Origin of the sequence: Halalkaliarchaeum desulfuricum, assembly GCF_002952775.1 — an archaeon.
GTDB lineage: Archaea > Halobacteriota > Halobacteria > Halobacteriales > Haloferacaceae > Halalkaliarchaeum > Halalkaliarchaeum desulfuricum.
The window spans coordinates 1,463,025-1,478,380 of sequence record NZ_CP025066.1 but is presented as its reverse complement, the minus strand read 5'-3'; the positions used below and the strand labels follow the sequence as shown (position 1 = coordinate 1,478,380).

Sequence of the window (15,356 nt, the reverse complement as noted above, 5' to 3'; positions counted from 1 at the left end):
CCAGTCCCGGAAGGTAGCCCAAGAATGTTCGAGAAGGTGCTGATCGCCAACCGCGGAGAGATCGCGGTGCGCGTGATGCGGGCCTGCGAGGAACTCGGCGTAGACACCGTCGCGATCTACAGCGACGCGGACAAACACGCCGGCCACGTGCGCTACGCCGACGAGGCGTACAACGTCGGTCCGGCGCGGGCGGCCGACTCGTATCTCGACGGCGACGCGGTGATCGAGGCGGCCCGGACGGCCGGCGCGGACGCGATCCATCCGGGGTACGGATTCCTCGCGGAGAACGCCCGGTTCGCCGCCGCAGTCGAGGGGACGGACGGTCTCACCTGGGTCGGTCCCTCCAGCGGGGCGATGGAACGACTCGGCGAGAAGACCCGTGCCAGACAGGCGATGGAGGCTGCCGGGGTTCCGATCGTCCCGGGGACGACCGAGCCGATCGAGACGGCCGACGCCGTCCGGGAGTTCGGCGACGAACACGGCTATCCGGTCGCCATCAAGGCCGAGGGTGGCGGCGGCGGCCGCGGCATGAAGATCGTCGAGGGGCCCGACGAGGCCGACGAGAAACTCGCGTCGGCGAAACGCGAGGGGGAGGCGTACTTCGACAACGACTCGGTGTATCTCGAACGCTACCTCGAACGCCCCCGTCACGTCGAGGTGCAGATCATCGCCGACGAGGCGGGCAACGTCCGCCACCTGGGCGAGCGCGACTGCTCGCTCCAGCGCCGACACCAGAAGATCATCGAGGAGGCGCCATCGCCCGCGATCGACGACGACCTCAGAGCGGAGATCGGCGAGGCCGCCCGGCAGGGGGTTCGCGAGGCGGGATACACGAACGCGGGAACCGTCGAGTTCCTCGTCGAGGAGGGCGAGTTCTACTTCCTCGAGGTCAACACCCGGATCCAGGTCGAACACACCGTCACCGAACAGCTCACCGGGATCGACATCGTGAAAGAACAGCTCCGCGTGGCGGCTGGCGAGGAACTGGCGTTCACACAGGAGGAAATCGAGCTGTCGGGCCACGCCATGGAGTTCCGCATCAACGCGGAGAACCCGGCCGCGGAGTTCGCGCCGGCGACTGGAACCCTGGAGACGTACGACCCGCCGGGCGGGATCGGGGTCAGGCTCGACGACGCGGTCCGGCAGGACGACGAGATCGCTGGCGAGTACGACTCGATGTTCGCGAAGCTGATCGTCGAGGGGCGCGACCGGACGGAGTGTCTCGCCCGATCGCGGCGGGCGCTTTCGGAGTTCGAGATCGTGGGGCTCCACACGGTGATCCCGTTCCACCGGCTCATGCTCGAAGACGACGCGTTCGTCGCCGGCGAGCACACGACGAACTACCTCGACTCGGTGCTCGATCCCGACCGCATCCGCGAGGCGGTCGAGCGGTGGGGAACCGCCGCCGACGCCGAGGAACCGTCGGATGCCGACGCCGATGAAGAGACGACCGAACGGGAGTTCACCGTCGAGGTGAACGGCAAGCGCTTCGAGGTAAGCCTCGAAGAACGGGGCGCACCCGCAATCGCGAACCCCGCGGGCGGCGGACAGGGCGGCACCCGCCAGCGCCCGCCGCAGGCGACCGGGGACGACGAGGACGAGGGACCGGTCGTCACCGGCGAGGGGGAAACCGTTTCGGCAGAGATGCAGGGAACCGTCCTCTCGGTCGACGTCGACGAAGGCCAGGAGGTCGGGCCGGGCGACGTCGTACTGGTGCTGGAGGCGATGAAGATGGAAAACGACGTGGTCGTCGAGCGCGGCGGCACCGTGACGCAGGTGCTCGTCGAGGAAGGGGAAAGCGTCGACATGGGCGATCCGCTGATCGTCCTGGAGTGAGCCAGCGGACGTCCCTGAGTACCGTGCCTCGGTACCGTCCCTCGCTCGTCTTTATAACGATTCCACCATTGTTGGTGGTGTGTCACAGAGTAGTATGGAACGTGATCCATACGGACGCGCGATCCGCGATCACTACCTGGGAACGCGGGAGGAGCCACTCCTCGACCGTGACGGGCCGGAAACACGAGAACACGCGATCGAACGGTGGTACTTCGGCGAGCACGACCCGGACGCCTGGCGCGATCGGTGGCTCCGGGAACCAGTGCTCGACCTGGGCGCCGGTGTCGGCCGGGACGCGCTATACTACCAGCGGCGGTTCGATACCGTCGCGATCGATGTGAGCGAACACCTCGTCGAAACGATGCGCGACCGCGGCGTCGACGACGCCCGCGTGGGAGATATGTTCTCGCTTCCGGCGCAGTTCGAACGGGACCGGTTCCGGTCGGCACAGGCGATCGGGACGCAGGTCGGCCTCGCCGGCTCGATGGCCGGCGTTCGAGCGTTTCTGGGCGATCTCGCGGTCGTGACCGCCGCCGACGCGACGGCCGTGATCGACAACTACGATCCGGATCTCGCCGCCGAGCACGACGTCTTCGCGTACCGCGAGGATCCCGCCCCCGGCCTCGCCTACCGGGTGTTTCACTGCGAGTACGAGGGAGACGTCGGACGGACGCTATTGTTCCGACTGTTCGACGTGAAGCGACTCCGGAACGCGGCAGTCGGAACCCCATGGGAGGTCGCTGCCGTCGAGTACGGGGAGACGCAGTGGCGGGCGGCACTGAAAAAGGGATGAGGAAATCACCGATCCCGACTTCTTCGATCGAACGGCCTCGCGTCGTCCGCTCACCCCATCGCCATATACGTCTGGGTGTCCTCGACGCCGTCGATATCCTGGAGCGCAGTCGTCGAGACGGCCTTCACGTCCGCGGGGGAGTCGGCGTCGACCTTGACGATGAAGTCGACATCGCCGGCGACGATGTGGACGTCCACGACGCCCTCGAGCGACTCGAACTCCGATTTGATCCGGTCGGCCTCGCCGGTGTTGACCTTCACCATGATGTATGCGACGACCATGATCAGTCACCCCCCGCGGCGATCGCCTCGACGTCTTCTCCCACGAACAGTTGCCGGACCTCCGAAAGCGCCTCGAACTCCGCGAGCACGGCGACCCTGTCGCCGGGTTCGAGCGAGTAATCGCCCAGCGGGATCCCGAGCGGCTCTCCCTGTTTCCCGAACGCGAGGATCCGGGCTTCGGATGGGAGTTCTGTCTCGTCGAGGCTGTAGCCGTACAGCGGCGACGACTCGGGGATCGTGATCAAAAGGACCTGCAGGTTGGAGGCGATGTCGGCAATCGCCTGGATGTTGCCGCCCAGGAGCGCGTTCTTCGCGCCGATCGCGCCCAGACGTTCGGGGTAGACGACCTCGTCGACCTCGTCGGCGTACTCCCTGTAGATCTCCTCCCTGTAGTCCTCGTCGATCCGCATCACGGTGCGACAGCCGTGGTGTTTGGCGATCATGCAGGCGGCGAAGTTGGCGTTCAGATCGCTCGTCAGCGCCCCCACCGCGTCCGCCGTCTCGAGTCCAGCCTCCTCGAGCACCGTTTCCCGGGAACCGTCGCCCTCGACGATCTCGAAGCCCGCCTCACGGACTCGATCCGCCGTTTCCGGGTCCCGTTCGACGACCACGATCTCGTGGCCCTCCTCGGCGAGTACGCGGGCCGTCCGCAACCCGACCCGTCCGCCACCAATGATAACGAAGCGCATGTCCGTGATATGAACCCCCGTGGAAATAACCGTTGCCCCGAGTTGCCTCGGCGTTGTCCCGTCGAGGCTCCAACTGTCCGGTGATCTCCCCCTCGATTCTCCCACCGGGGGAAGGTTTTTGCGATACCCTGTCGTTCGATAACACATGGTACACGCATTCGTCATGGTGAAAGCCGACGTCGGGGAGGCGGCGACGATGCTCGATCGGGTGGATTCCATCGAGGACGTCTCGGAGGCGCACGTCGTGGCCGGCGACTACGATCTGATCCTCGAACTCGAGGCGCCGGAGGTGTACGACGTGTTGCAGGTGACCGCCGACGAGGTTCAGAGTCTCGCCGGAATCACGGACACGAAGACGTACGTTTCGATGGAGGAGTGAGCGGCGCAGTCGGCGGACAGCACTGCGACTCCGTCCCTTCCAGTCACCCGAACTCCAGTTCCTGTGGATCGTGGTTTTCGAGGAACGCCTCGAGTTCGGATCGCTGTTTCTCCTGGGTCCCCGTCGGCCCGGCGTAGACGTGATCGAACAGGTCGTCGGGGTCCGGGAGGCTGGCGTCCTCGGCGGTCTCGATCGCCGCAGCGATCTCGTCGTTCGCCTCCCCGCGGATCCGCTCGACTGCGTCGTCGTCGAGGACACCCTCCGACCGGAGGAACGCCTCGAACCGCTCGATAGGATCTTTGATCCGCCAGTCGGGGAGGTCCGGATCGTCGTCGCGGTAGCGCGAGGGGTCGTCTGCGGTGGTGTGGGCCCCCCGTCTGTACGTGAGTGCCTCGACGAGCACGGGGTTCCCCTCGCGGGCGGACGCCAGCGCGTCGGCGACCGTCTCCCGCACCGCCAGCGGATCGTTGCCGTCGACCCGGACGCCCTCGATCCCGTAGGCGTCGGCCTTGGCCGCGATCGAGGCGCTTTTCGTCTGGCGGTCGCTGGGTAGCGAGATCGCCCAGCCGTTGTTCTCACAGAAAAACACCGTCGGTGCGTCGAACACGCCCGCGAAGTTCACGCCCTCGTGGAAGTCCCCCTCCGAGGTCGCACCGTCGCCGAAGCAGACGAGCGACGCCCACTCCTCGTCGAGATAGTTCGCGGCCATCCCCGCGCCGGCGGCGTGTGGGATCTGGGAGGCGATCGGGATCGCCTGCGGGAACACGGGGACGTCGTGATCGGAGTGAAACTCCGCACGCCCGCGGCGGAACAGGAGAATGTCACTCATCGGGACGCCGCGGGCGATCTGCAGCGCGTTCGAGCGGTACGTCGGGAACAGGCGATCCTCCTCGGCCATCGCGTGGGCGGCGCCGACCTGTGCGGCCTCCTGGCCCGCAAACGGTGGATAGCCGGACATCCATCCCCGCCGCTGGAGCGCCACGGCACGCTCGTCGAACCGGCGGGCTCGGACCATGTCGCGGTAGAGGTCCCGTGCCGCCGCTGTGTCGTATCTGCTGTCCGACAGCGACCCCCCACCGTCGCCGATGACGGTGTAGAACTCGTCAGTGGGCGCGTCCATATCGCCGGATGGCGCGGAGTGTTGTTAAAAGGGACGGTCCGCCCAGCCTCGGCGGCGTGCGCGACGGGAATCTCGACGGGATAGCGGGCGATTTTAAGTGCTCGACCGCCTACCACTCGAATATGAGTGAAAAATCGTACCTGTACGGGGGCGAGGGCGCGGACGACGTCGTGCGGGTCGGGCTGAACGGCTTCGGCCGGATCGGGCGCAACGTCTTCCGGGCGCTGCTTTCCGACCCCCGCATCGAGCTCGTCGGCATCAACGACGTGATGGATTCCGACGACATGGCGTATCTCGGGAAGTACGACTCGGTGATGGGGCGGCTCGACGGGCTCGACCTCGAAGACGACGCGCTGTCGATCGGAGACACGAGCGTTCCGCTTTTCAACGTCCAGAGTCCCGCGGAGCTCCCGTGGGACGATTTCGACGTCGACGTCGCCCTGGAGTGTACCGGCGTGTTCCGGACCTACGAAGACGCGTACGGCCACGTCGAAGGTGGTGCCGACACGGCAATCATCTCCGCGCCGCCGAAGGGCGAGAAACCCGTCAAACAGCTCGTCTACGGCGTCAACCACGACGAGTACGACGGCGAGGACGTGATCTCCAACGCCTCCTGTACGACCAACAGCGTCACGCCGGTCGCGAAGGTGCTCCACGAGGAGTTCGGGATCCGGTCGGGGACGCTCACCACCGTCCACGCCTACACCGGCTCACAGAACCTGATCGACGGGCCGATGACCAAGACCCGGCGTGGGCGGGCCGCAGCCGAGAACATCGTCCCGACCACCACCGGCGCCGCCCAGGCGGCAACCGAGATCCTTCCGGAACTCGAGGGCAAACTCGACGGAATGGCGATTCGGGTACCGGTTCCGAACGGCTCGATCACGGAGGTCGTCGTCGACCTGGAGTCGTCGCCGGACGCCGCCGAGATCAACGGGGCGTTCCGCGAGGCCGCCGATTCGGGTCCGCTCGCGGGCGTACTCGGCTACACCGACGACGAGGTCGTCTCCCGGGACATCGCGGGTCTGCCGTACTCCACGTACGTCGACCTGCCGTCGACGAACGTCGTCGGCGAGGACGGGCTCGCAAAGATCCTCACCTGGTACGACAACGAGTACGGCTTCTCGAACCGGATGCTCGACATGGCCGCGTTCGTCGCCGACTACTGAACCGGATTTCGACCGAGCGGACCAGTTAACCCACTTCCAGCGAAAGACCACGACTACCAATGTTCCGGACCATCGACGACCTGCCGGCCGAACAGCGCCTGCTCGTCAGGCTCGATTTGAACTCGCCCGTCGAGGACGGCGAGGTACAGGACAATCGCCGGTTCTCCAGACACGCCCGGACGGTACGCGAACTCGCCGAGGCCGATCACCGGGTGGTCTGTCTGGCCCACCAGGGGCGCCCCGGCCGCGACACGTTCGTCTCGCTGTCCCAGCACGCCGAGGTTCTGAGCGAGCACGTGGGCCGCGAGGTCGAGTTCGTCGCCGACACACACGGCGAGGAGGCGCAGGCTGCGATCGAGGAGCTCGAACCTGGCGAGATCCTCCTCCTGGAGAACGTCCGGATGTGCGAGGACGAACTCCCCGAAAAGGACCCAGAAACGCACGCAACAAGCGAGTTCGTCGAGGCCCTCGCGCCGCGTTTCGACGCCTACGTCAACGACGCCTACTCCGCGGCCCACCGGAAACACGCTTCGCTGGTGGGGTTCCCCCTCGTCCTGCCCGCCTACGCGGGGCGGGTGATGGAATCCGAGTACGAGGCCAACACCGCCATCGCGACCCGCGAGTTCACGGGCCCGGTGACGATGGTGGTCGGCGGGACCAAGGCGACCGACGTGATCGGCGTGATGGACGCGCTCGACGACCGCGTGGATCGGTTCTGTCTCGGCGGCGTCGCGGGGGAACTCTTCTTGCGTGCGGCGGGCCACGACGTCGGCTACGATCTCGACGACGGCGACCTCTACGACGACCAGTGGGCGGACAACCGGGAGACGATCCAGCGGGTCCTCGCAGAGAAGGGCGACCAGATCACGCTCGCGGTCGACCTGGCGTACGCCGCCGACGACGGCGAGCGCGCCGAGGTGCCCGTCGACGAGATCGACGAAAAGACCGAGGAGTTCCTCGACGTCGGCGCCGAGACGGTCGACCGGTACGGGGAGCTGATCCGCGAGTCCGACGCGGTCTTCGTGAAGGGGGCGCTCGGCGTCTTCGAGGACGAGCGGTTCGCCGACGGGACGGTCGGCGTGCTCGAAGCGATCGCGGAGACGGACTGCTTTTCGGTCGTCGGTGGCGGGGACACCTCCCGGGCGATCGAGCTGTACGGACTCGACGAGGACGACTTCTCGCACGTCTCCATTGCCGGCGGGGCGTACATCCGTGCGTTGACCGGCGAACCGCTGCCGGCGGTGGAGCTGTTGCAGAGCGCACGCAACCGGGAGTAGTCGGCACACCGGGATCGGCGGGGGACAGGCCGGGATCGACGGCGAACACGCCGGTATCGGCGGCGTACGTTTTTGGCCGTCGCGTCCCCACTGTCCGGTATGCTGCTCGGAATCGTTTCGGACACCCACGACGACCTGGACGCCGTCGAAGCTTCGGTGACGTTCTTCGAACGCCAAGGGGTAGACGCTGTCGTGCACTGTGGCGACTTCGTTGCACCGTTCTCGGCGACCCCGTTCGACGCCGACTTCGACTTCTATGCGGTCCGGGGGAACAACGACGGCGAGTGGAACCTCCAGTCCGTAGTCGACGGCTTCGGCACCTACCTCGGTGAGGCGGGAGCGCTCTCCCTCGGTGGGCGCGAGATTGCCGTCTATCACGGCACCAGCGACGTGCTCGTCGAGGGATTGGTCGACGGCGGAACGTACGACTACGTCCTCCACGGCCACACCCACGCCCACGGGAGCGAGACGCGCGACGGGACCGTTCGGGTCAACCCCGGCGGGCTGCCGATCCCCGTCGAAGGAGCAGACGACGTCTTCAGGGTTGCCACGATCGATCTCGACGCGGAGCCGGGGCCGGATGCGGTCGACCACCACGTGCTGGACCGGTCGTAGCGTTCCGCTCGCAGGTCCAGTTCCCACTGTTCGTTTGCAGTTCCCGCCGGCGCCCGGCGCGTGCGCTACCGGTCGTCGGGGAGTTGCTCGACCCAGGCAGGACGGTCGACGGCGACGTCTTCGCCCGGAACTGACTTAAAAACTGGCGGCGGATCTCCGCGACTGCGTCCCCGCGCCGCCGGGCCGTGGGCTTCCGCAATCTGCACAGTCGGCCCGTCACCGCCACATATACGTCGGCATACGCCGAACCGGATGATATGACACGCTGTCGCCTACACGTCTTCCCCCCGGGTGACGACGACGTCGACGGGGAGCCGGAGGAGATCCGGGAGATGCGCGAAGAGATGGAGACCGTCTTCGACGATCTGTTCACCAAGACTGACGCGGCACCGATACAGGATACCAGCCGCGAGTGGGTGTCGGACGTGTTCGAGGAAGCGGAGGGACTCGATCGGGTCGACGATTTCGAGGAGCGTTGCCTCGAAATCTACCCGGACGCGGACGTGCTCCGCACCCGGCAGGGTCGGGACGTGATCGACGGTCGCGCCGAGGAACAGGGATACGAGGAGGCGATCATCCTGCAGGTGACCTACGCAATCTCCACCTGACTTCTCCGTCGCGTGACACACGCGACGTTCGCCTCGACTCACGTAACACCGTGAGAACCGCTGGCAATTGATAACGGGCCGACATACTACACTCGAGGACTCATAATCATTATCAGCCGGTTCGAACACGTATGTCTGGTGCTCCTCCTCGAGGAGGGGCGCCTGCCACAACCACCCTTTCGGACGATCCGGCCGATCGAGGTCACCGGTCGGTCACGTAATTCGTTCTCCCGTTACCGGACAGTAGCATACTGGTCCGTCGCCGTCGCCCAACTCCGGAAAGCAGATCGGCGTCACTGCGTTTCCAGTCTCCGAACAGTAGTGGACCTGTTCCGGATGTGGCTTCCGCTCCAGCGATGGATCGACGGCTTCGAGCCGCTCGGGGACGTGCGTCGTGGACATGGTTCCGTGTCGCGGATTTCGAACCCGTTTTTTGGAGTCGAGACGCGTTTTTGTCACCACAGTTCTGTCGGCCGCGGGTCTGTCGGTCGCGTTCGGATATTCGGGTCCGGGCACTAACAATTCCTACGGTGAATATGGAGGTATTTAAGCCCCCGATCGGCATCGAGATAGTCGGGGTCGGCGGTACCCAGCGAGACAGCGAGTGTGGCGGCGCCGGTTCGCGTTCGACGAACCGATCCGCGGAGAACTGCAGTTCGATCAGTTCCAGAGTCAAAACCGAGACGGTCAATCTCCTGGGGCGTAAACGTCCCGGAAGTCGAAAAATCGAGCCCTCCCCCCAATACGAGGCCCTTTTACGAACTATCACAAATACTTTATGCATAACGTTATTAAGATGCAAAACAATGACTTCTCAAAGAGTCTCAACTGGCCCGCCGGGGTTAGACGACATCCTCGACGGGGGGTTGCGCAAAACTCATAACGCACTGATTCGAGGCCCACCGGGCGCGGGCAAGACGATTTTTGGCTTGCATTTCCTCTCTGCCGGCGTAGACAACGGGGAAACCTCACTGTACATCAACCTCGGAGAGCCCGGCGATTACGTCAAAGAGACTGTCGAACACTTCGATCTCAACCCGGACGGGATCCATTTCCTCGATCTCTCCCCGTCACACGAGGACTTCGACGAGGGCGAGAACTATTCGGTGTTCACCTCCGCGGAGGTCGAACAACCCTCGTTTATCGAGGAACTCCGTAGCTCCGTCGAGGAGCTGCAACCGGATCGAGTGCTGCTCGACCCCATTACAGAATTCCGCTATCTGACGACCGACGAACGCCAGTTCCGGAAACAGATATTGAGCTTCCTGGATTTCCTCCGGGACAACGGCGCAACGGTGATATTCACGTCTCAGGCCTCCGACTCGCTGTCGGACGACGATCTCCAGTTCCTCACTGATACGGTTATCAACCTGGAAACCGATATCGAGGGGTCGACGCTCTTTGTCTCGAAATTCCGTGGTTCGTCGTTCCAGCGTGGAATCCACTCCTACGAAATTACGAACGATGGGGTAACTGTCTTCCCGAAACTCCTGCCGGGGACGTGGAGTCCTCAGAACACGGCGGAGACATCCGACAAACTCTCCTCGGGGATCCCCGAACTGGACCAACTCCTCAAGGGCGGACTCGATCCCGGGACCGTTACGTTCGTGAGTGGACCCACCGGGACAGGCAAAACCACCACCGCGTTACAGTTCATCAAAGAGGCCGCCGGGCGCGGCGAAAAAAGTGTGATGTACTCCTTCGAGGAGTCACCAGGGACGATCCGCAAGCGCTCCCGATCAATCAGTCTTCCCATCGAAGCGATGCTCGAACAGGGAACGCTATCTATCGAGGAGATCGCTCCGAACGAGTATACGCCAAACGAGTTCACCTCGCGTCTCCAAACCGCCGTTGAAGACGAGGGGGCACGTATCATTCTGATTGACGGCCTCCAGGGGTTCAAACAGAACCTTCGCGGGTACACGACGGATCCGGAGGACGTGCTACTCCGGATCGTGCGGTATCTTCGAGCGGCAGGCGTCTCGACCATTATTACGAACGAAGTCACCAACATCACCGGCGAGTTCCGTGTCACGGAAGAGTCTGTGAGCAACCTCGCGGACAACGTTCTGTTCCTTCGATACGTGGAAACCGAAAGCGAACTCGGCAAGGTCATCGGTGTGTTGAAGATGCGGACGGGCGATTTCGAGCGGAGTCTCAGGCAATTCGAAATCACCGAGTATGGGATCCGCGTCGGCGAACCTCTCGAGGATATGCAGGGAATTCTCACCGGGACACCCAGATTGCAGAAAACACACAGAGACGCCCGGTCCGGCGATGTCGAATGAAATTCCCCCGACTGCGGATATCCTCCCGGACGTGGAGAGTGGCGTTGCCAGCGTCCTTGTTCGAACCGAAAGCGAAGGAAACCGCCGCCAACTCGAACGTTGGTTCGCCACACACGACTCATATGACGTAGTGGAGACGGATATTCGGACCGGCGAGTTCGATTGCTGTATTCTGGATCGGGCGTCACTTCTCGACAACCAGGACGCGCTTCGAACCCGAAAACAAGCGGATCGAATTCCGCTCCCGGTTGTGTTGCTCGTTCCGGAGCAACGCGCAGATGAGGTAGTCAACGCACTTCAAAGGGAGAGCAATGCCTTGGATTCACTGGTCGACGAACTGCTCCGGATGCCGATTACATCACTCGAACTGGAGCAGCGGTTCAAATCTGTGCTTAGAGCCCGTAACCAGGCGATTCGCCTGCATGAAGGACACGAGCAACTCGAACTTCTCAATCGGGTACTTCGACACGACATCCGCAACGATATGAGCGTGGTTTTGGGGTGGTTGGAGGTCCTGGATCCCCACGTTGACAGCGAAGGGAAAGAGATTCTCGACAGAGTGCTCAACTCGGGACACCACGTTGTCGAACTCACGGACATCGCCAGGAACATCGTCGAGGCGATTTTCGAGGGAGAAGGCCCCTCGCTCGAACCAGTCGAACTCGGGGGACTCCTCGAAAACGTGATCGCAATCCGAAAGGAGACGTTCGAGAAGGCGACGATAACACTACAGGGACCACCCCCGGACGTCACCGTCCTCGCCAACGAGATGCTGTCGTCCGTCTTCCGGAATCTGATCAACAACGCCGTCCAACACAACGATGCGGACGAACCGAGTGTCTCGATTTCCACCCAGGAAGACGATGACAACGTTCGCATCCGGATCGCGGATAACGGGCCCGGGATTTCTGAGGAACATCGGGACCGAATCTTCGATAGCGACGTAAAGGGATTGGAAAGTATCGGGACTGGGATGGGGCTGTACTTGGTGACGAATTTGGTCGAGATGTACGATGGCTCGGTCTGGATCGAGGATAACGATCCGCGTGGAGTTGTGTTCGTCGTGGAACTGCCCACTATCGATTCGACCATGGGGGATGGCAATGGGTAAGAATGTCGGAGGCTTTTCAGAGGGCGATCTGTTACCGATTGCTTCCGACATCTGCATTCTCGATGAAAGGGGTGACAGTAACTAATGGAACACCACATGAACACTGCAAATGAGATTGACTCTCGTGACCGGGTTCTCCCGCTGTTGTCCGAGTCGGGGGACCGACGATTGGTCACCGAGTGGATCGAGGAGCACCCCTCCTACGAGCCTGTAGACCTGACAGGGCGTCTTGAAGACACTGCTTTCGACGTGTGCATCCTTGACATGGCGGCGTTTCAGGAACATCTCCCTGCGTTGCGCGCGAAGAAATCAGCTGCAGCCCCAGTGATGCTCCCGTATCTCCTGTTGCTCGAAGAGTCAGCTCCCGAGGTTATCGACATTGATGGCGGTGAGCTTGCGGATAACGTGGTGACGGAATCGATTGACGAAATCGTCATCATGCCGATCCAGCAGGCCGAGCTACACTGGCGGCTGGCGGCGTTGCTCCGGCTCCGTGAGCAGTCACTCGCGTTACGCCGGCGCAAGCGCAACCTCAAACGACAGGTCGATCTCTTCGAGAAGGCGCAGGAGATCGCACACGTGGGGGCCTGGGAGTACGACCTCCGGACAAACGAGCACTCCTGGACGGAGGAAGTGTACAAAATATATGACCTCCCGGAGGAGCGTACGCTGACCGCCGAAGAGAGTATCGAGTACTACCACCCGGATGACCGGGACACGATCCGAGAGGCGTTCTGGGGAGCCGTCGAAGAGGGCGAATCATACGATGTGGAGGTCCGGCTGATCACCGCCGAAGGCGACCAGCGGTGGGCGCGCACGCGCGGCGAGCCACAGCACGAGGACGGCGAGGTCGTCCGCGTCCGCGGGACGATCCAGGACATCACAGACCGCAAACAGCGGGAACAGCGCCTCCAGCGGCAATCACGAGCGATTGCGGAAGCCCCGGTCGGAATTACTATCTCCGATCCGGACCAGGAGGACAACCCGCTGATCTACGCGAACGACGCGTTCGCGGAGCTCACGGGCTATCCGCGTGAGGAAATCCTCGGGGAGAACTGTCGGTTCCTCCAGGGAGAAGATACGGATTCCGCGCGGGTGGCACAGATTAGAGAGGCGATTGACAACGAGGAGCCGATTACCATCGAAATTCGCAACTACCGGAAGGATGGCACGGAGTTCTGGAATCGCCTCGAAATCGCTCCCGTCAGCAATGACGAGGGGGAGGTAATCAACTTCGTCGGGTTCCAGCAGGACGTAACAGAACGGAGGCTACGCGACCAGCATTTAGAGACTATCAGCCGGGTGTTGCGTCACAATCTCCGAAACGACATGAACGTGATTCAGGGGTTTGCTGAACGGATCCACGCCGAAACTTCGGGAGAGATTGCACAGTCAGCTGTGGATATTGTCGAGATGAGTTACGGACTGCTGGAGTTAGCCGACAAAGAACGGGCGATAACGGAAGTACTGCTGGAAGACGCAGTCGCAAAAGAACTCTCCCTCAAATCCGTTCTCCAGCATGTCGTTTCGAGGGTCGAGTCCGACTATCCCGAAGCGACAATTTCGGTCGAGTGCCGCGAAGACGTGACTGTACGTGCGGCGGCACGGTTCGAGGAAGCACTCATCGAACTCCTAGAGAACGGGATCATTCATACTGACTCCGACTCTCCTGAGGTTGCGATCACTGTCATCCGTAGTGACGGAACCACGCATATCGACATCGCCGATACCGGACCGCAGATCCCCGAGATGGAGCAGAACATATTAGAAGAGAACGTGCGGCAAACATCGGTGTATCACGGGGGCGGTCTTGGACTGTGGCTCGTCAAATTGATCACGACCCGTTCGGGTGGGACCATCACGGTCCACGAGAATATCCCGACCGGAAATATCGTCAGGATCACGTTCCATCAGTGAGATCAAAGCCGCTTTACAGCGTTCGGAACTGCGATCACTGTTAATATAAACAATATGTCAGATGGCCGGGGCGGGCTCCGAACCCGCGATCTCCGCATGGCCCAGGTACGAGGCTCGGCAGGCCCCAGGGGCGCACGGAGGCTTCCAAGGCGAACCGCACCGAATCTCGAAACCCTATGAGTGCGGCGCTATGTCCAGCTAAGCCACCCGGCCTCGCTATCACGTACTGCGATGAACGCCTTTAAGCTTCTCATCTCGACCGGTCGACGCCGGGGGAATTGCTTGCCGGACATCCGAAACGGGCAAAGCCCCCGAGCCCCGAACCGGAGCCGATGGAGTCGGGAACGATCGACCTCGCCGACGTGGACGGCCCGTTCGACCTGCAGGCGACCCTCGAGAGCGGCCAAAGCTACCTCTGGGACCGGGCCGACGGCCGGATGTACGACAGCGGCGACACCACACCCAGGGGTGGGGACGCGTGGTACGAGACGGTCGTCCCGCCGATCGAGGGGATCACCGACGACCGCGTCCCCCTCCGGGTGCGGCAGGTCGGCGGCGTCCGCGACGGGCACCTCGAGTGGGAGTCCACCACCGACGCCGTTTCCCTTCTCTCGCACCTGTTGCGGCTGGACGACGACCTCGACGCGATCCGGGCCGGCGCCCCCGACCTGCCGCTGTTCGACCGGGCGTTCGACGCATACGAGGGGATGCGGCTCGTCCGGGATCCCCCGTTCCCGTGTCTGGTCTCGTTTATCTGTTCGGCCCAGATGCGGGTGTCGCGGATCCACCGGATGCAACGCTCGCTGGCCGAGACGTACGGCGATACGGTGCAGTTCGACGGTCGGACGCTTCACGCGTTTCCGGCGCCCGAGCAGCTCGCTGCGCGCACCGAAGCCGACCTCCGGGAACTCTCCTTGGGCTATCGGGCGCCGTACGTCCGGAAAACAGCCGGGATGGTCGCCGACGGCAAGGCGGATCCACGCGAGGCAGCCGACCTCCCGTACGAGGAGGCCCGCGAGTCGCTCACCCGCTTTGTCGGTGTCGGAGACAAGGTCGCAGACTGCGTGCTCCTGTTCTCGCTGGGCTACCTCGAGGCGATCCCGCTTGACACCTGGATCCGGAGTGCGATCGCCGATCACTTCCCAGACTGCGACCGCGGGAACTACGCCGACACCGCGCGGGCGCTGCGCGACCGGTTCGGCGGCGATCACGCCGGCTACGTCCAGACGTACGTGTTCGCCCACCTTCGCGGCGGCGGAGACTGACTCGTCTC

15 protein-coding genes and 1 tRNA gene are annotated in these 15,356 nt (G+C 63.3%); 11 read left to right on the top strand and 5 right to left on the bottom strand.

Annotated elements, in window-relative coordinates; all coding sequences use genetic code 11:
* Positions 1–24: 24 nt before the first annotated feature.
* Together AArcSl_RS07255 and AArcSl_RS07250 are read left to right on the top strand one after the other, a co-directional pair.
* Entirely contained in the window at positions 25–1,836 is a 1,812-nt protein-coding gene (locus AArcSl_RS07255) for an acetyl-CoA carboxylase biotin carboxylase subunit (protein ID WP_119817044.1), read from the top strand.
* A gap of 94 nt (positions 1,837–1,930) precedes the next feature.
* Positions 1,931–2,629 (top strand): class I SAM-dependent methyltransferase, encoded by a 699-nt coding sequence (locus tag AArcSl_RS07250; RefSeq protein WP_119817041.1) that lies wholly within the window; start codon positions 1,931–1,933, stop codon positions 2,627–2,629.
* Between the two features lie 50 nt (positions 2,630–2,679).
* Here AArcSl_RS07250 and AArcSl_RS07245 read toward each other — a convergent pair whose 3' ends face one another.
* Positions 2,680–2,910 carry an Lrp/AsnC family transcriptional regulator gene (locus tag AArcSl_RS07245; protein ID WP_119817039.1) on the bottom strand — a complete coding sequence of 77 codons (231 nt, stop codon included), beginning with the start codon at positions 2,908–2,910 and terminating at the stop codon, positions 2,680–2,682.
* 2 nt (positions 2,911–2,912) lie between these two features.
* The gene (locus tag AArcSl_RS07240; RefSeq protein WP_119817036.1) at positions 2,913–3,599 is read right to left on the bottom strand and encodes a potassium channel family protein; all 687 of its coding nucleotides are present in this window, start codon (positions 3,597–3,599) and stop codon (positions 2,913–2,915) included.
* A 145-nt stretch (positions 3,600–3,744) separates the two neighbouring features.
* Here AArcSl_RS07240 and AArcSl_RS07235 point away from each other — a divergent pair, with 145 nt between their 5' ends.
* Positions 3,745–3,978 carry an Lrp/AsnC family transcriptional regulator gene (locus tag AArcSl_RS07235; protein ID WP_119817033.1) on the top strand — a complete coding sequence of 78 codons (234 nt, stop codon included), beginning with the start codon at positions 3,745–3,747 and terminating at the stop codon, positions 3,976–3,978.
* A 43-nt stretch (positions 3,979–4,021) separates the two neighbouring features.
* On the opposite strand, the gene AArcSl_RS07230 is transcribed toward AArcSl_RS07235, so the two are convergent.
* Positions 4,022–5,098: a thiamine pyrophosphate-dependent enzyme gene (locus AArcSl_RS07230; protein WP_119817030.1), complete on the bottom strand. Its 1,077-nt coding sequence runs from the start codon at positions 5,096–5,098 to the stop codon at positions 4,022–4,024.
* Between the two features lie 122 nt (positions 5,099–5,220).
* Between AArcSl_RS07230 and gap the strand changes: the two genes are divergently transcribed.
* The 4 genes from gap (at position 5,221) to AArcSl_RS07210 (ending at position 8,767) form a co-directional block, all read left to right on the top strand.
* Positions 5,221–6,267, top strand: coding sequence for a type I glyceraldehyde-3-phosphate dehydrogenase (gene gap, locus AArcSl_RS07225; RefSeq protein WP_119817027.1), 1,047 nt, complete (start codon positions 5,221–5,223; stop codon positions 6,265–6,267).
* 59 nt (positions 6,268–6,326) lie between these two features.
* Positions 6,327–7,544 carry a phosphoglycerate kinase gene (locus AArcSl_RS07220; protein WP_119817025.1) on the top strand — a complete coding sequence of 406 codons (1,218 nt, stop codon included), beginning with the start codon at positions 6,327–6,329 and terminating at the stop codon, positions 7,542–7,544.
* Positions 7,545–7,643: 99 nt separating this feature from the next.
* Positions 7,644–8,159, top strand: coding sequence for a metallophosphoesterase (locus AArcSl_RS07215; protein WP_119817022.1), 516 nt, complete (start codon positions 7,644–7,646; stop codon positions 8,157–8,159).
* Between the two features lie 257 nt (positions 8,160–8,416).
* Positions 8,417–8,767, top strand: a complete 351-nt coding sequence (locus AArcSl_RS07210; RefSeq protein WP_119817019.1) for a hypothetical protein — start codon at positions 8,417–8,419, stop codon at positions 8,765–8,767.
* Between the two features lie 213 nt (positions 8,768–8,980).
* Here AArcSl_RS07210 and AArcSl_RS16620 read toward each other — a convergent pair whose 3' ends face one another.
* Positions 8,981–9,169 (bottom strand): hypothetical protein, encoded by a 189-nt coding sequence (locus AArcSl_RS16620; protein ID WP_133412137.1) that lies wholly within the window; start codon positions 9,167–9,169, stop codon positions 8,981–8,983.
* A 404-nt stretch (positions 9,170–9,573) separates the two neighbouring features.
* Here AArcSl_RS16620 and AArcSl_RS07200 point away from each other — a divergent pair, with 404 nt between their 5' ends.
* The 3 genes from AArcSl_RS07200 to AArcSl_RS07190 all read left to right on the top strand — a co-directional run bounded on the left by AArcSl_RS07200 (position 9,574) and on the right by AArcSl_RS07190 (position 14,083).
* On the top strand, positions 9,574–11,055 hold the full coding sequence (locus tag AArcSl_RS07200; RefSeq protein WP_119817013.1) for an ATPase domain-containing protein: 1,482 nt from the start codon (positions 9,574–9,576) through the stop codon (positions 11,053–11,055).
* A gap of 130 nt (positions 11,056–11,185) precedes the next feature.
* Complete coding sequence (locus AArcSl_RS07195) at positions 11,186–12,166, top strand: sensor histidine kinase (RefSeq protein ID WP_161945919.1); 981 nt, start codon at positions 11,186–11,188, stop codon at positions 12,164–12,166.
* Positions 12,167–12,250: 84 nt separating this feature from the next.
* Positions 12,251–14,083, top strand: a complete 1,833-nt coding sequence (locus AArcSl_RS07190) for a PAS domain-containing hybrid sensor histidine kinase/response regulator (protein ID WP_119817007.1) — start codon at positions 12,251–12,253, stop codon at positions 14,081–14,083.
* A 62-nt stretch (positions 14,084–14,145) separates the two neighbouring features.
* Here AArcSl_RS07190 and AArcSl_RS16775 read toward each other — a convergent pair.
* Positions 14,146–14,296, bottom strand: a tRNA-Met gene (locus AArcSl_RS16775).
* A 119-nt stretch (positions 14,297–14,415) separates the two neighbouring features.
* Between AArcSl_RS16775 and AArcSl_RS07185 the strand changes: the two genes are divergently transcribed.
* On the top strand, positions 14,416–15,348 hold the full coding sequence (locus AArcSl_RS07185; RefSeq protein ID WP_119821800.1) for a DNA-3-methyladenine glycosylase family protein: 933 nt from the start codon (positions 14,416–14,418) through the stop codon (positions 15,346–15,348).
* Positions 15,349–15,356: the final 8 nt, after the last annotated feature.

Coding starts and splice junctions, on each gene's coding strand:
- AArcSl_RS07255 (WP_119817044.1), top strand. CDS start 25: ATGTTCGAGAAGGTGCTGATCGCCAACCGCGGAGAGATCGCGGTGCGC.
- AArcSl_RS07250 (WP_119817041.1), top strand. CDS start 1,931: ATGGAACGTGATCCATACGGACGCGCGATCCGCGATCACTACCTGGGA.
- AArcSl_RS07245 (WP_119817039.1), bottom strand. CDS start 2,910: ATGGTCGTCGCATACATCATGGTGAAGGTCAACACCGGCGAGGCCGAC.
- AArcSl_RS07240 (WP_119817036.1), bottom strand. CDS start 3,599: ATGCGCTTCGTTATCATTGGTGGCGGACGGGTCGGGTTGCGGACGGCC.
- AArcSl_RS07235 (WP_119817033.1), top strand. CDS start 3,745: ATGGTACACGCATTCGTCATGGTGAAAGCCGACGTCGGGGAGGCGGCG.
- AArcSl_RS07230 (WP_119817030.1), bottom strand. CDS start 5,098: ATGGACGCGCCCACTGACGAGTTCTACACCGTCATCGGCGACGGTGGG.
- gap (WP_119817027.1), top strand. CDS start 5,221: ATGAGTGAAAAATCGTACCTGTACGGGGGCGAGGGCGCGGACGACGTC.
- AArcSl_RS07220 (WP_119817025.1), top strand. CDS start 6,327: ATGTTCCGGACCATCGACGACCTGCCGGCCGAACAGCGCCTGCTCGTC.
- AArcSl_RS07215 (WP_119817022.1), top strand. CDS start 7,644: ATGCTGCTCGGAATCGTTTCGGACACCCACGACGACCTGGACGCCGTC.
- AArcSl_RS07210 (WP_119817019.1), top strand. CDS start 8,417: ATGACACGCTGTCGCCTACACGTCTTCCCCCCGGGTGACGACGACGTC.
- AArcSl_RS16620 (WP_133412137.1), bottom strand. CDS start 9,169: ATGTCCACGACGCACGTCCCCGAGCGGCTCGAAGCCGTCGATCCATCG.
- AArcSl_RS07200 (WP_119817013.1), top strand. CDS start 9,574: ATGACTTCTCAAAGAGTCTCAACTGGCCCGCCGGGGTTAGACGACATC.
- AArcSl_RS07190 (WP_119817007.1), top strand. CDS start 12,251: ATGGAACACCACATGAACACTGCAAATGAGATTGACTCTCGTGACCGG.
- AArcSl_RS07185 (WP_119821800.1), top strand. CDS start 14,416: ATGGAGTCGGGAACGATCGACCTCGCCGACGTGGACGGCCCGTTCGAC.